General features: G+C 51.0%; 13 protein-coding genes. 8 read left to right on the top strand and 5 right to left on the bottom strand.

The window, feature by feature from the left end:
• The first annotated feature begins 2 nt into the window (after window positions 1–2).
• Together ACQY5R_RS13125 and ACQY5R_RS13130 are read left to right on the top strand one after the other, a co-directional pair.
• Window positions 3–458, top strand: a complete 456-nt coding sequence (locus ACQY5R_RS13125; RefSeq protein WP_428609217.1) for a YbjQ family protein — start codon at window positions 3–5, stop codon at window positions 456–458.
• Window positions 455–1,312 (top strand): M48 family metallopeptidase, encoded by an 858-nt coding sequence (locus ACQY5R_RS13130; RefSeq protein ID WP_428609219.1) that lies wholly within the window; start codon window positions 455–457, stop codon window positions 1,310–1,312. Before ACQY5R_RS13125 ends, ACQY5R_RS13130 begins: the two co-directional genes overlap by 4 nt.
• Window positions 1,313–1,385: 73 nt before the next feature.
• Here the strand turns inward: ACQY5R_RS13130 and ACQY5R_RS13135 are convergent, their stop codons facing one another.
• From ACQY5R_RS13135 to ACQY5R_RS13145, 3 genes are all read right to left on the bottom strand, one after another.
• Entirely contained in the window at window positions 1,386–2,153 is a 768-nt protein-coding gene (locus tag ACQY5R_RS13135; protein WP_428609222.1) for a substrate-binding periplasmic protein, read from the bottom strand.
• A gap of 1,065 nt (window positions 2,154–3,218) precedes the next feature.
• Window positions 3,219–5,246: a methyl-accepting chemotaxis protein gene (locus ACQY5R_RS13140; RefSeq protein ID WP_428609225.1), complete on the bottom strand. Its 2,028-nt coding sequence runs from the start codon at window positions 5,244–5,246 to the stop codon at window positions 3,219–3,221.
• 138 nt (window positions 5,247–5,384) lie between these two features.
• Window positions 5,385–8,210 (bottom strand): 2-oxoglutarate dehydrogenase E1 component, encoded by a 2,826-nt coding sequence (locus ACQY5R_RS13145; RefSeq protein ID WP_428609228.1) that lies wholly within the window; start codon window positions 8,208–8,210, stop codon window positions 5,385–5,387.
• 719 nt (window positions 8,211–8,929) lie between these two features.
• On the opposite strand from ACQY5R_RS13145, the gene ACQY5R_RS13150 reads away from it, so the two are divergent.
• The 3 genes from ACQY5R_RS13150 to ACQY5R_RS13160 all read left to right on the top strand — a co-directional run bounded on the left by ACQY5R_RS13150 (window position 8,930) and on the right by ACQY5R_RS13160 (window position 10,422).
• Window positions 8,930–9,172 carry a hypothetical protein gene (locus tag ACQY5R_RS13150; protein WP_428609231.1) on the top strand — a complete coding sequence of 81 codons (243 nt, stop codon included), beginning with the start codon at window positions 8,930–8,932 and terminating at the stop codon, window positions 9,170–9,172.
• A 312-nt stretch (window positions 9,173–9,484) separates the two neighbouring features.
• Window positions 9,485–9,988 (top strand): OsmC family protein, encoded by a 504-nt coding sequence (locus tag ACQY5R_RS13155; protein ID WP_428609233.1) that lies wholly within the window; start codon window positions 9,485–9,487, stop codon window positions 9,986–9,988.
• Between the two features lie 119 nt (window positions 9,989–10,107).
• Window positions 10,108–10,422 (top strand): DUF1840 domain-containing protein, encoded by a 315-nt coding sequence (locus ACQY5R_RS13160; RefSeq protein WP_428609236.1) that lies wholly within the window; start codon window positions 10,108–10,110, stop codon window positions 10,420–10,422.
• 114 nt (window positions 10,423–10,536) lie between these two features.
• Here ACQY5R_RS13160 and ACQY5R_RS13165 read toward each other — a convergent pair whose 3' ends face one another.
• Window positions 10,537–11,250 carry a 3-oxoacid CoA-transferase subunit B gene (locus tag ACQY5R_RS13165; RefSeq protein WP_428609239.1) on the bottom strand — a complete coding sequence of 238 codons (714 nt, stop codon included), beginning with the start codon at window positions 11,248–11,250 and terminating at the stop codon, window positions 10,537–10,539.
• A gap of 19 nt (window positions 11,251–11,269) precedes the next feature.
• Entirely contained in the window at window positions 11,270–12,019 is a 750-nt protein-coding gene (locus ACQY5R_RS13170; RefSeq protein WP_428609242.1) for a CoA transferase subunit A, read from the bottom strand.
• Window positions 12,020–12,204: 185 nt separating this feature from the next.
• On the opposite strand from ACQY5R_RS13170, the gene ACQY5R_RS13175 reads away from it, so the two are divergent.
• The 3 genes from ACQY5R_RS13175 to ACQY5R_RS13185 all read left to right on the top strand — a co-directional run bounded on the left by ACQY5R_RS13175 (window position 12,205) and on the right by ACQY5R_RS13185 (window position 14,534).
• Window positions 12,205–12,963 (top strand): Crp/Fnr family transcriptional regulator, encoded by a 759-nt coding sequence (locus ACQY5R_RS13175; RefSeq protein WP_428609245.1) that lies wholly within the window; start codon window positions 12,205–12,207, stop codon window positions 12,961–12,963.
• 168 nt (window positions 12,964–13,131) lie between these two features.
• On the top strand, window positions 13,132–13,866 hold the full coding sequence (locus ACQY5R_RS13180) for a ricin-type beta-trefoil lectin domain protein (protein WP_428609247.1): 735 nt from the start codon (window positions 13,132–13,134) through the stop codon (window positions 13,864–13,866).
• Between the two features lie 74 nt (window positions 13,867–13,940).
• Complete coding sequence (locus ACQY5R_RS13185) at window positions 13,941–14,534, top strand: cysteine hydrolase family protein (protein ID WP_428609249.1); 594 nt, start codon at window positions 13,941–13,943, stop codon at window positions 14,532–14,534.
• Window positions 14,535–14,601: the final 67 nt, after the last annotated feature.

A 14,601-nucleotide genomic window follows, 5' to 3' on the forward strand; every position in this document is an offset into this window, starting at 1 on the left:
ACATGGTTGAATTGATCGTATTTCTCGTTCTGATGACACTAGGCTACCTGGTCGGACAGTTCGCAGAAAAGCGCCACTACAAATCAATTATCGAGCGCGAGAAGGGTCTTAGCGAGTTGCCTACGGTTGCCAGCCGATTCCCGCCACCGGGAAAAAGGCTGGACCAGTGCCTGGTAACGGGTAGCACGGTAATCTCAGTGGATTATTTCAAACGCTTTATCGCTTCTCTGCGCAATCTTTTTGGTGGTCGGGTTACCTCTTATGAAACCTTGCTTGACCGTGCCCGCCGTGAATCCCTGCTGCGGATGAAAGAGCAGGCGAAGACAATGGGGGCGGAATATATCTTTAATGTGAAATACGAGACAGCATCCATATCCAAGGGGAGTAAAAACACCATCGGCTCGGTTGAAGTGCTTGCCTACGGCACGGCCCTGCTGCGTCCACAAGATAGATCATGAAGTTCGAGCATCGGGAAATTCCCGAAGGGATAAACGCCACCAAAGTTCATCCCCTTCGGGAGCTGGCCGTACTACTTGGTGGTGCGCTACTGCTTATTGCCCTACTGCTCTATGTCCTCGGACTATCTGCCGGCTTCCTTGCCCAATACATCCCCTTCGAAATGGAGCAGAAACTGACTGCCTCATTTCCGGTAGATGAACCACGCTATGCCGAAATTGATAACTATCTCGCTCGAATCAAAGCAGAGGTAGTCACAGCGATGGAGCTTCCCGAGGGAATGGAGATTACCCTGCACTACTCCAGTGACGACACAGTGAACGCATTTGCCACCCTCGGCGGCCACGTGGTGGCATTCCGCGGCCTGCTCGAAAAGTTGCCCAATGAAAACGCCCTGGCAATGCTGCTTGCCCATGAGATAGCCCACGTCAAACACCGCGACCCCATTGTCAGCGTAAGCCGGGGCTTGACCATTAGCACCGTACTGACGTTGGTACTGGGACAGAGCGATCTGGATGTATTAGGCAATACCGGACTCTACACCATGCTCCATTTCAGTCGAGAGATGGAGCAAGCGGCCGATATCGAGGCACTGGAAGCGGTATATAAGATCTACGGACACACCCAGGGTGCGGATGATCTGTTTCGGGTCATCCAGGCTTATCACAAAAAGTTGGGAGAAAAGGATAGCTTTGAGTTCCTACAATCCCACCCGCTTGACTTGAAGCGCATCAATGTCATCGACTCCTATGCGGAGAGCAATCACTGGAAAAGTAATGGCGAACCAATACCCATACCACCGAAATTCTTTAAGGCGATGAACAAATCGGTCCAGCATGTGGATAAATCATCTTAAAAATTTTTGCCATGGATGTATCAACTCATTTCCGACTCGCCATGGCATATGCTCTACGGCCGTCACTGAGTACCTAATATTTCCCACCTCGATAATCTTCGAACGCCTGATCATAGGCTCCACTCTGTTTCAACTCGGCCAAGCCATTATTGAACTTTTCCATCAACGCCTTATTTTCCGGAATTTTTTTTGACAACACCAGATGGTATGCCATAAGCGAGGTGTGTTTCGGATGGTAGGTGATGCGTTTCCGTTCCGCCGGCAAAAGATCTCGAGAAAGCACCGCCAATCCCACATTCAGATCACACACAAACAGCGAGATCCTACCATCCAGTAGTTTTTTCAGATTGACCGTATCCGAAGATCCCACCTCCGTTTTGAATTTTCCCGCCTTCTTAGCCTCTTCAAAAGGTATGCCGTAATAGTAACCCTCACTGATGCCTATTGTTTCATTTCCCAAGTCATCAAATGAGTCCCAATCAAAGTCTCTCGATTTAAGATAAAAGAAGTAGTCCTTGGGTTCGAGTACAGGTTCGCTGTAGTAAAAGTTTTCGTCCCGCTCTTTCGACCAACTCCAGACTGATGAACCATGCCACCAACCCGCCCTGGCCAGGGTCAGTGCACGCCGCCAGGCAAAGAATCCGAACTCAACATTCACGCCCTGTAGTGCAAAGGCCTGCTTAACAATATATGAGGCAATCCCGTTTCGTTTGAGTAATTCCGAAGTATAGGGTGGCCAGTCTCCAGAAGTTAATCGGATCGACTCTTCCGCCACCGCAATACTCAACGACCCCAAGAATAGGAATATCACTACGACCAATGCACTTAATCTACCGCGCATAAGATTATCTCCGAAGTCGGATTCAAGAACCCCTAAGGGAATGGAACAACGGCACACCACCTGCAAGCAACAAGGCTATGCAACACCTCTTCCAAGAGGCTCATAAGACCTATGATCGAACTCAACTGACTGCCGATAGATGCCGATTTTCGGGCGCTCCACGTCGCATTTAGGGCTCTGTTAATATTTCGCGGTTTGAAATGCCCTGAATAGCGGCCTTATACCCACCAAATGCCTGGATTTAGTCATTAAAGGCACCCTAATTTACCTTTGCACTTTCAGTAAATCAGGTTTAAATGCGCCTCAAACTGATGTGTCAGCGACCTTGTGAATACGGCAGGCCGCTTATCGTGCCTTGTTTCGGGGCCGGATAGCGGAATGTACGCTGGAAGAGATCAGGGATGCCACCAACAAAGGTTGGGGTTTAGGTAGTGAGCGGTTCAAGAAACAAATCAAGTAGGGTGCTAATCGTCGGATGAGTTCATTTGGGAGAGGGGGAGACCGAAAGTCGAAGGGATATCGGCAATCAGCTAATAATCAATTACTCCGACCCTTGATATATGAATAATAAACAGGTCATTATAATTATCGATAGGCGACCCGTGTCGCTGAATAACACTGCTAACTGAATAAAAAAAAGATCACCAAGGTATCGTGGAAATCTATCAAATTATAATTGGTATCACAATTGGTGTAGCTCTATTTATCGCAATTGTGGCATTCGTACGAACTCCACCATCAGATAGATGGCCGCCAAATCAACATGTAAAGAAGCCGTTTTCGTTCTGTCCATTCCGCCTGCTGGTCAATAATCCGAGCCTGCCATCTATCGATACGGTTAATCTCTTTATCAAGGACTCGAATGACTCACTGGCGCCGGCGGCATCTTCATTGTGTCACTCCTATTCCGCCGCCTGGGTATGAGCGAACCCGGCCTACAGCACCGAGCGGTTGCGGATCATCGGTAAACGGTCACTTAATCAATAGTGGGTCAGCCAGGTAGGAAGGGCACATTTTTGGTTATATGTTTTTAATTTCCTAGCCTAGTGCCGTAACCACCGGCCGCTATAGCCTGAAGCTCTGGATCAACTGATTGAGCGTTTCTGCCACCTGCGCTAACTGCTGGGCCGACTGCTTAGTCTCATTTCCATTGGTGGCGGTTGTTTCACTACGCTGGTTGATGGCGCCCATCTCCTCTTCGATCTTCCGTGCTACGCTGCTTTGTTGAGTGGATGCCTCTGCAATACTGCGATTCAGCTCGGCAATATTGGCGACTGAAGCGGCTATCCGCTCAAGCATTGCACCAACTCCCTCAGATTGCTCAACAGTTTTACTTGCCAAACCCTGACTACTTTCCATGGCATCCACGGCTTGTTGCACCCCCTCTTGCAGACTGGAGATCATCGCCGCAATCTCTTCGGTGCTATCCTGTGTCCTGGCGGCCAGCGTCCGTACCTCGTCCGCGACAACGGCAAAACCTCGCCCCTGATCACCAGCCCGAGCCGCTTCAATAGCTGCATTTAGTGCCAATAAGTTAGTTTGCTCAGCGATCCCTTTAATCACATCCAGCACTTGACTGATGTTGTCGCTGTCAGCCCTCATGCGACCGGTTAGCTCTACTGAGTTCTGGATATTGCTAGCCAAATGGGTGATCTGCTCCAAGGTGCAGTCAACCTGATCACGACCCGCAGTCGTGTCGCGGCTGGCGTCGTCAGCGGATTGGGTGGCAGAGTGGATTTGACGTGAAACCGAGTCAACGATCTGCCCCATCTCATTCATTGCTTGTGTGACACGGTTGATCTCTTGTTGTTGCTCCAGTATTTCTTTCTGGCTACTTTCCACAATCCTGTGCAGCCCCTCGGCCTGTGTTGCCACCTTGCCGGAGTGCATCGAAGTTGATGCAATCAAATGGTGCATTTTATCAACCATTGTATTGTACTCAACACAAAGGGTGCCCATCTCATCCTTGGATGTGGATTCCAGTTTCGCCGTCATATTGCCCTTGGCAACTTCACTGACAGCAGAAACGAACGAACTTATCGTGCGCTTGATGGAGCGGTAGAATCCGGCGTACAGATACAAGATCAAAAGAATCAAAGCAATGAGTGACGCGATGATCGCCAAACGCTTGGTAGATTGAGTATCGGCCTGTTCATCGAGAATCCCTTCAATCTGCTCGACCGCTGGTGTACGCATAGCGAGCGCACCCTTTATGAATACATCAGACTCCTTCTGAAACTGGGCAACAGATAAACGCGTACCTTGAGATTTAGTGATATTTTCTACATAGCTGACAAAGGCCTCAACATTCCCCAGTGAGTCATCGATAGCTTGATTGAGTCTACCCGTTGCCAACCCACTGTCAGAGAGGCTCGTCGCTGATTCTCTAAATGTCCGTTGCGAACGCTTCAGGGTTTGTATGCCATCCTCTAGAAGTGCCTTATTGGTGAATGACGTATAGCCATCGGCCCCTACCATCACACCGACCATGCGCAAGTTTGCCAAGGCATTAGCTAAATCTGCATATTCATGAACCAAAATATCTGCTGTCAGCGAAATGGCCGCATTTTCGTTTCGCGCCAGACCGCTATTTCTAGCTAAAGAGCGGAGTAGTGAAAGCGCCTGATTAACACCTTTACTATCATTTTGAAGTTGTTCGTTAAGCACACGGGAGGTGAAATTTTCTTTTACCAGACCCTCCCAGGCTTGCGCTAATGCTGATACGTCTTCAGACCAGGTTTTGTAACGCTCACTCGTTAGATTGAAGGTACTCTGTTTTTGAAGTGCATCGCGTACTTTCGATACTTGCAACTCCATGATGTCATCCATCTTTTTGGAGCCGCTAATCTTTTGTGCAGTGTTCAGGTCACGGTATTCCGATATGGACAAGTAGACATCGTAGAACTGATTTAAAGCCTGGAGTCCTTCGCGAATGGCTCTGGTTTCCGCAAGGGATGAATTGAGCTCTTTGACTACAAACGAACTTAAGAAGCCTATCGGTAGCAGAAACAGGATACTGATTAGCGAAAACTTGGCCACATAGTTTAGGCGGCTCATTAGAAGTTCTGCGGGTACAAATAGAAGTCTGCTCATGCTGAATTCCCTTCTATGGCGCCATATAAAAAAATAGGATTGGAATCATTCAATTGACAAGTGATCAATAAAAAATGATGGCTGTACCGGACTTTTACGGCATATCAAGTTTACCGAATAAAGCGTTCACACTGCTACTTAATGAATATCCCGGTCTTCCAGGCGCTCCCCTGGGTCATCCACGGGTTGTTCCGATAGGGCGTGTTCGATCAGGTCTTGCTGCTGAATCTGATGCAACCGTCCATTACCGCAGGCCGGCGAGGCCGAGGGTGCACGACCGGCATAACCGAGCGCGACCTGGCGGGGCTTACTAACCCGCAGATGATGCTGAATTTGATACCAGGCACCCTGGTTACGCGGCTCTTCCTGACACCAGACCAGCTCTGACATGGATACGTAGCTTTCGAGTAGTGCTTTCAGGGTGCGCCGGGGAAATGGATACAACTGCTCGACGCGTAATATGGCGATGTCATCAATATTTTTAACACGTCTCGCCTTGAGGAGTTCGAAATAGACCTTGCCGCTACATAACACAACCCGACGAACATTGTGGTCGACGATATCATCGACCTCTTCGATGATCAGCTTCAACCGTCCTTCACTCAGTTCCTGTAACGAGGATACCGCCATTGGATGGCGCAACAGGCTTTTCGGCGTCATAACGACCAACGGACGGCGAAAATCACGATGGTACTGGTCCCGGAGCAGATGAAACAGTTGTGCCGGGGTGGTCGGATTCCAGACCCGCATATTCAGCTCCGCACAGAGCTGAAGAAAGCGCTCCAGACGGGCCGACGAATGTTCCGGCCCCTGACCTTCAAAACCATGCGGCAGGAACAGGGTCAACTGGCAGAAACGGCCCCATTTCAGATAACCGCTTGAGATGAACTGGTCAATGACCACCTGGGCACAGTTGGCGAAGTCACCGAACTGCGCTTCCCAGATCACCAACGTATTCGGGCTTGAGGTGGCGTAGCCATATTCAAAGGCCAAAACCGCCAACTCGGACAACATCGAGTTAATGACTTCGAACCGCGCCGCTTCATTGATTTGGGTAAGCGGTATGAAATGTTCGTCGTTTTCCTGATCATGTAGCACCGCATGACGGTGAGCGAAGGTCCCCCTTCCGCAATCCTGTCCCGACAGACGTACCGATGCGCCTTCGTCCAGCAGGGTGGCAAAGGCGAGGTTTTCGGCCATACCCCAATCCAGGGGCTGTTCGCCCTCAACCATTTTTCTGCGCGACTCGAGCACCTTGTTGGCCCGCCCATGTAGCGTAAACCCTTCGGGAACTGCGGTCGCCTTTTCACCCAGTTCGATCAGCTTGGAGAGGGCTACCGGGAATTCGCCGCGGACTTTCGGGTCAGCCTCGATAAAGCGATTCCAATCATTGGAATCGTATCCGCTGCGCGATCCATCAAGATACTCCATGACTGTGACACGACCTGCATCGAGCGTCTTGCGGTATTCATCGCTCAGCTGTTCGGGATAGCCGCTAGCGATGATTTGCTGTCGAATCAGGCGACGTGCGTAGATCGCACGGGTGGTTTCCATCTCACGGATCTTGCGATACATGGCGGGCTGGGTGACCATCGGTTCATCCGCCTCGTTGTGCCCCTGCCGGCGATAACAGACCAGGTCGATAACGACATCGTTATTGAAGGTATTCCGATAATCCAGCGCCAACTGCGTGACGAACACCACTGCATCCGGGTCGTCGCCGTTGACGTGGAAAACGGGGGCTTGAATAAGTTTTGCCGCATCGGTGCAATACAGCGTCGAGCGCGCTTCCAGCGGCAGACTGGTGGTAAAGCCGATCTGGTTGTTGACCACCACGTGCAGGGTTCCGCCGGTCCGGTAGCCGGGCGTCTTCGACAGGTTCAGGGTTTCGGTGGTGACGCCCTGGCCGATGAAGGCGGCGTCACCGTGGATAAGAAGTGGCAGCACCTTTTCCTTACCGGCTTCACCCAGTTTATCCTGGCGCGCACGCACACCGCCTTCTACAACCGGGGATACAATTTCAAGGTGAGACGGATTGAAGGCAAGGGAAACATGCACCGGTCCGTTCGGCGTCCGGATGTTGGAGTAGAACCCCTGGTGGTATTTGACATCGCCGGAACCGCTGAAGTGATCCGGCTCGTAGTGACCTTCAAATTCAGCGAACAGCTCCTGTGGCGATTTCCCCATCAGGTTAATCAGTACATTCAAGCGACCCCGGTGCGCCATACCTATGACAATATGGGAGATCCCCTGAGTGCCTCCTCTCTGCACAACCTCGTCCAGCAATGGGATCAACGCATCCCCGCCCTCCAGGGAGAAGCGCTTCTGTCCGATGTATTTACGGTGCAGGTACTGCTCCAACCCTTCTGCCGCGGTCAGATCCTTGAGAATGCCGATTCTGTATTCCGGATCCAGTTGTCCCTGCCAATCGCCATGCGTCGACTCCAGACGTTGCTCGATCCAGCGCCGCTGTTCGGGATCGGTGATGTACTGATACTCGGTGGTGAGACTGCCGCAATAAACCGCGTCGAGGATTTCAACGATATCCCCGATGCTTCTCTTGTTGATCGGATCGATACTGACATGATCGATCTCCATCTCCAGGGCTTGTTCATCCAGCCCGTAATAGCCCGGATTCAGCTCGTCGGGTTTTGTCGCCGTTGCGGTGGATAGCGGGTCCACGTTGCCATAGAGATGCCCCAGATAGCGATAGGCCGAAATCAACCGTTCGGCGGCACCCGTGATCTCCTTTGATCCGATTCGCTCGAACTGCGCCGAATTGAGGCCGAAGTCCTCCGCGAAGCTGGTTTTCTGCGCATTGTCAAAGCCATAGAAATAGTACTTCCATTCGACCGGAACGCTATTGGGGTCCAGTTTGAAGGCTTCGAAGAGTTGATCGATGTACTCCGCGTTTTGCGGTGTCAAGCCTGATTCTCTGATCGAGCTGACGTATTTGGGACTCATGTTGATATCCGTAGTATTAAAAAATGAAGTTAAAATCCGCCCGATAACCGGCTTTTTATATTCAGTCTTAACGGCCAAGTATCTGCCATTTTTTCTAGGCATTGGCTCCAAATAATCAATATTTCATTACTAAATGGTCTTAATAATGTTCCTTTTATAGGAATTTTGGCTAAAAAACCCAGTACGCGTGATAAGTAGGCTCCAGGCGTATGGAGTGCTGCCGCCGTGTCGTTAGCCAACCGGATGAATCCCCTAAGACTCTGTGCGCAGCAGGTGCTTTGATGCCAAAAGATAAGCTGGCTATTCGCCGATTAAGGAAATGATGGATGCCTACTTATCCTCTCCTGTTTCAGTCGCTTGGCGGCAGTGGCCGCCGAGCAGACGAACGGGGCGCGCCATTGCTGTAACAGAGCCCGTTTCAAGGACAACCCCTATATTGGCATTATGTATTAATAATGTATTCGTTTTATAGATAAATTGTATTTAATGAACCTAATGGAAAATAGACAACCTGTCAAGAAGCCATTAGGAAAATGATGGGTCTCTTATCTCTGCAATGCCCCAGGCATATTAATCGTAAAAATAGATTTATACATAAAATTTAACTTGTTTGTACGATCAATGAAAACCGCCGTATAAAGTAATCACTGCGCTGTGTACAGGCTGAATCAACCCGCAGCACCTTGATTATTTCTCGATCAGTAATAGGAGGTTGCGCCATGTCTGAAAACAAATGTCCGTTTCACCACAGCGCTGGCAGGGGCCAGACCAACAGAGAATGGCGGGCCAACCTGATCATTCTCAACGGCAATGTCGCACTGGAATCGATGGAGTTTAAGACCTTCGCTTTGTCGGTGGTCATGAGGACATCTGGGAGCCCGAAAAGGATATTTACTGGAGCAATGAAGATACCTGGTTGGATGACAGGCGCTATTCCGGCGGACATATCGAAGTCAAGCTGAACCGGAGCCCTGTTGTTCAGCCATAATTGATATTCCCTTCATATTGATGGCGATAAGGCCCCACTGCATGGCAACAACCTTGCTGGGATATGTCCGCCACGTAATAAAACGTAACAGCCGTGTCCCTACCCCAATCAAATTTGTCCCACGCCCACGACGCAAAAAGGTCTACGACGTCCCATGGATCTGCCATCCCGGCTACACTGACTTTTGAGGGATAGCGGTCAGGATCCCCGATCGGGAGGGATAGACACCCCTGTAACGCTACCCATGTCGAAATATGAATAGAGCACCGGGAGTCAGGTAACAGAGATGAAGGCAGAAGAGATTCGCGCGCTTCAAGCCCCCTTGAAGCAGCAGTATCGGGAACAACCGGAGTCGGCACTTATCACACTTAAGGCCCAGTCCCGCATTGGTGAAGGTATTACCTGCAAGATTGAAACTGGCAAGGCGATGGTGGAGGCCGGGTTACATCCGGCCACGGGGGGCGACGGCCTCAGTGCCTGCTCCGGGGATATGTTGCTGGAGGCTCTGGCGGCTTGCGCAGGCGTCACCCTCAACGCCGTTGCCACGGCTATCGGTATCGAACTCCGTGATGCCAGCGTATACGTAGAGGGCGATCTCGATTTTCGCGGTACCCTCGGGGTGACCAAGGAGGCCGACGTGGGATTCAAACAGATCCGCCTGAACTTCGAGCTGGATTGTGATGCCGACGAAGAACAGCTCGCCTCCTTGCTGAAGCTGACGGAACGTTACTGCGTCGTCTACCAGACATTGACCCACGTCCCGGCGATTACGATGACCCTGAATCGATAAGAGGACGATAAAAAAACATTAAGCCGTACTCTCCAGACGGGTCTGTACTGGCCTTGGCATCATCGGCACACTTCGTCATATCAAATTCAGAGCCACATCGGCCCAAAGAGAAAACAACCATGCTAGTGACCTTCACCTGCCCGGCCTATGCCAATATCACGATGTTTGGCGATATTGCTACTCGACTGCTACACATGATGGGTCATAGCGGTACGGTACCCAGCGCAATACTGGCAGATGAGATTCATGGTGCCTTGACACGCCTTGAAGCGGCCATCGAAGCTGAGATGGCCGTTCCCGGTACCGATAACGTGGAGAATAACGACGATGAAGAGCCTGTAGTACCCTTGGCTCACCGCGCCCTGCCACTGATCGAACTACTGAAAGCCGCCGATAAGGAGCACTGCGATGTGATGTGGCGCCGTGGCAGTTGATGAAGCGATATACCATCCTTGAATCGCCTGTCACCGCTTTAGGAGATCATACTGAACACCGCTGTACCTGAGGCAATAAACCGAACTCACCAAAGGCACACACAGATGAAACGGTCACGATGCCACAGCATATTCCGCCCCGGCATTCAGATCCATCTCGCAAAGCTCCGGCGACACCTGAAAGTCGGCATCGGTCCAGTTCGCAATGTCTTCAACGGTTACGCCCTGCCACACTTCACGCAGTATCAAGCCCGTTTCCGTGATATCAAATACAGCTTTGTCGGTCACGATAACCGACACGCATCCACGCCCGGTGAGAGGTAGATTACACGCCTTGCGTATCTTGGAGTTACCCTGTTTATCCATATGGTTTAATGCCGCTATGACTTTCTTTGTGCCATAACAGAGATCCATTGCCCCGCCGATGCCCGGCCACCATTTTCCTTCACGCGGCACGGCCCAATTGGCCAGATTGCCCTGCTGGTCGACTTCCAGACCGCCGAGGATAGTGACATCGATATAGCCGTTTCGCATCGCCCCCAATGACGTGGTCAAATCCATAATGGCCGACCCCGGTATCAAGGTGATCGGTTCACAGCCGGCATTGGTAATATCGCTGTCGGCCGCGCCTGTCTGGGGCTTGCCCGCAAACCCGAAAATCCCATTTTCACTGTGAAAGATCACCTCTACCCCGCGTGGTAGATAGTTGGCCGTTAATGTGGGTATGCCAATACCCAAATTGACGACTTCACCATTTTTCAGCTCTTGTGCACAGCGTCGTGCTATTCGCTCTCTGGCTGACATTTTGTCGATTTGAATGGTTGTCATGCCCCCCTCCACATGCGTTTTATACGGTGCTTAGCCGCCCTGTCTTGATCCAGTGTGTTCTGTAATGTTCATGCTGCGTTTGTAAAGGCTTGCCCTGGACAACGGCGTCGACAAACACGCCTGGGCAACCTACCCGTTCGGCCGGAATATCTCCCACCTCAACAATTTCATTTACTTCGACGATGGTATAGCGCCCCGCCATCGCCATATCTTTTTGATTCTGTGTACTGGTGTAGCGAAATTCGACGTTGCCCATCGGGTCAGCTCGATAACCCTTGATAATCGATACATCGGCAGTAATGGCCGCCTCCAACAGGTAATCGCGCCCATCCAGTTCAACTTTCCGCTTTGCTCCATCCAGTTGCCGGAACAAGCCGGGCTGGTCCAAAATACCAACCCCCACGGGTACCAACACCCCGCCCAGCCCCACGCCTCCTGCACGTATTTTTTCCGCCCAGGTTCCCATGGGATAAAACTCCTTGATCAGCAGCCGGTCGTTTAGATACTGCGTAGTGGATTCAAGCGTAGTTCCCACGTGCGACCCGATCAAGCGATCTATTTGCCCGTTTTCAAACAGTTTCGCCTTACCAAACCCGCCCGGCATACCGGCGGTGTTGGTAATCAGGGTCAAGTTTGAAACGCCGTTATTTTGCAACCACTCTATACAGCACAGGGGTTCACCGGCGCCGACAAATTCGCTAATCATGACGACTGAACCCGCACCTACCTGTGACATCGCCACATCGATATTGGTAATTTTTGAGAACATAGACTCTCCTCCGCACTCTGTCTGATTCACAGTCATGCAGTAGCCATTCGGCAGAACCAACTCGGTTACGAAGCTGCTTCTACAAAGATGTGATCAGGTTCTTCTCACTTCATAGGCGCACACCCGCTGTATTGAGGATCAACGGCTATTCCTGCATACTCCGACATGATCTGCATCCGGCACCAATGCATGGCTGCGACAAAAAAATCCTAACAGCAGGCTACAGCGAGGTCTGTCACCTGGATGACAGTTTTTACGTGGATTCACTCGACTACCTATTGGACATCAGCCCCTGGACCCAGGAGCTATCCGCCGAACAGATGCGGAAAGTACGTGCCGCGATACGCTGCCGATCATATGTGGCAGGCGCGGTGATATGCCGCCGGGGAGACCCGGCGGATATCTGGCTCGGGGTTTGTGAAGGGATCGTGAAACTAAGCGTCAGCTCCGCCAGCGGAAAACATGCATCGCTGGCCACCGGTATACCCAAAGGCAGTTGGCTGGGTGAAGGTTCCTTACTCAAACGTGAAATACGCAAATATGATGTAGTCGCCCTACGCCACACCACTATCGCATTTATGCCCGCAGAGACCTTCTTCTGGCTGTTGGACGAAAGCATCCCCTTTAACCAATTTTTACTCAGGCAAGTTAATGAACGTCTTGGACAGTTTATGGGCTACATGGAAAATGACCGGCTATTATCGCCGGAGGCAAGAGTAGCCCGTGGACTCGCCTCCATGTTTAACCCGCAACTGTACCCAGGCAGCAGTGATGAATTGAAACTTTCGCAAGAGGAACTCGGCTGCCTTTCCGGCATTTCCCGACAACGTGTCAATAAAGCCTTGAACGTACTGCAAGAGAAAAATATCGTAGCCATCGACTACGGCACGATACGGATCATCGATTTTGATGCACTGCTAAATTTTGGCCAGGATGATGAATAGGGTTTAATTTTTGCAAAATACCGCGAATTTTTCGCATGACATCATTTACCCAATGGCCTTGTGCAACTGAATTGGAGTAAAAAAACACCTTGCTCATAGCCAGGCCCCGCTTCAATTATTATACGGTCCAATATTATTCGAATAAGAATCACTACAGGGAGAGAAACCGTGAACACACGTCTCGTACTGCTCATCGTAATGACCATCGCACCACTTACCAGCCATGCCGTGGATAAAGCACGACCCGGTCTTTCTTACACCTTTAGCATGAACCCGAAAGAGAATATCCATCTCTGCATGGATATTGCGGGTGGTAAGGCAAAGCCAGGGGATCGTGTACAAACTTACAACTGCAAGGAAAATATAAAAAGTAACCTCAATCAGCGCTGGTTGGTGACCGGTTTAAACGAGCTGATTGGCCACGGAGGTATCTGTCTTGACGCTTATGATCAGGGCGGGGGAGTAGGTTCGCAGTTGAAGATGCAACCTTGTAACGGGTCAGCATTTCAGAAATGGGCATTCCACTACCCGGGTGGTGAAGTGGTGGACCAATGGCCTAACGTGATGATCAAAAGCACCAAAGGCTATTGTATCGGCGTGGCCAATGGCACACCGAAAAACAAGACGCCGTTGCAATTGGTCGATTGCAAGCGCAAGACACTGGCAACTTGGCAACAGCGGCGAAGCCAGTCGGCACAGGCCGCCATTTGTGCCAAACGCGTACGGGAACTGAATAAGCGATACCTGACCGAGCTGGGCGGTGCCAACGATTACGATGCAGAAAAGATTTGCGACTCAAAAGAGAATGACGTTTACCAGGCGTTTGATACCTATCTCTCCCTAACACTCGACCGGTTCCGTCGGAATACACGGGAGAAAGCCAAAAGGACCCTCAACAGATAGCGACCGAGACACTTTTCAATAAAGGCAATTCAGGGCATTGTATGGAGTACACAGGTACCACGCAGGAGAATAGTTTGGAGCCGTTACTACCAACAAATACCGCGCTATTGATTATCGACGTACAACAAGGTCTGGACGCACCACAATGGGGCAAACGCAATAATCCGGATGCCGAAGCAAACATCGCCCGCCTGTTGCAGGCCTGGCGTAAGGCGCGCAGACCAGTGATACATATACAACACTGTTCGGTGCATCCCGATTCGCCGCTGCGCCCGGAGCTGCCCGGTTGCGAATTCAAAGCCGAAGCCAAACCGATAGAGGGTGAACCGATTTTCAAAAAGTCGGTAAATAGCGCATTTATTGGCACGGGATTGGAAGCTTTCCTGGGAAATAACGGTATCGAACAGCTGGTCATGGTCGGTTTGACAACCGACCACTGCGTGTCATCCACCACGCGCATGGCGGGGAACCTGGGATTTGTCACACTGCTGGTTTCCGACGCCACAGCGACATTTGACAGGAAGGGGCCTGACGGCAAGCTGTATCCGGCAGAAACGATCCACGCGGTTCATCTTGCCAGCCTTAATGACGAATTCTGCGAGGTCGTCACCACAGAAGCCCTCATGCAAGCCGTACCGCAGAAACACAGTACGACCGACCAGGATTGACCTCTGCTTATCGATCCACCCCCCCTCACCTATCGGCAGGACAACACTGGCCTGCCGATCCTCTTTT

It is taken from the genome of Sedimenticola sp. (genome assembly GCF_050289425.1).
GTDB lineage: Bacteria > Pseudomonadota > Gammaproteobacteria > Chromatiales > Chromatiaceae > Sedimenticola.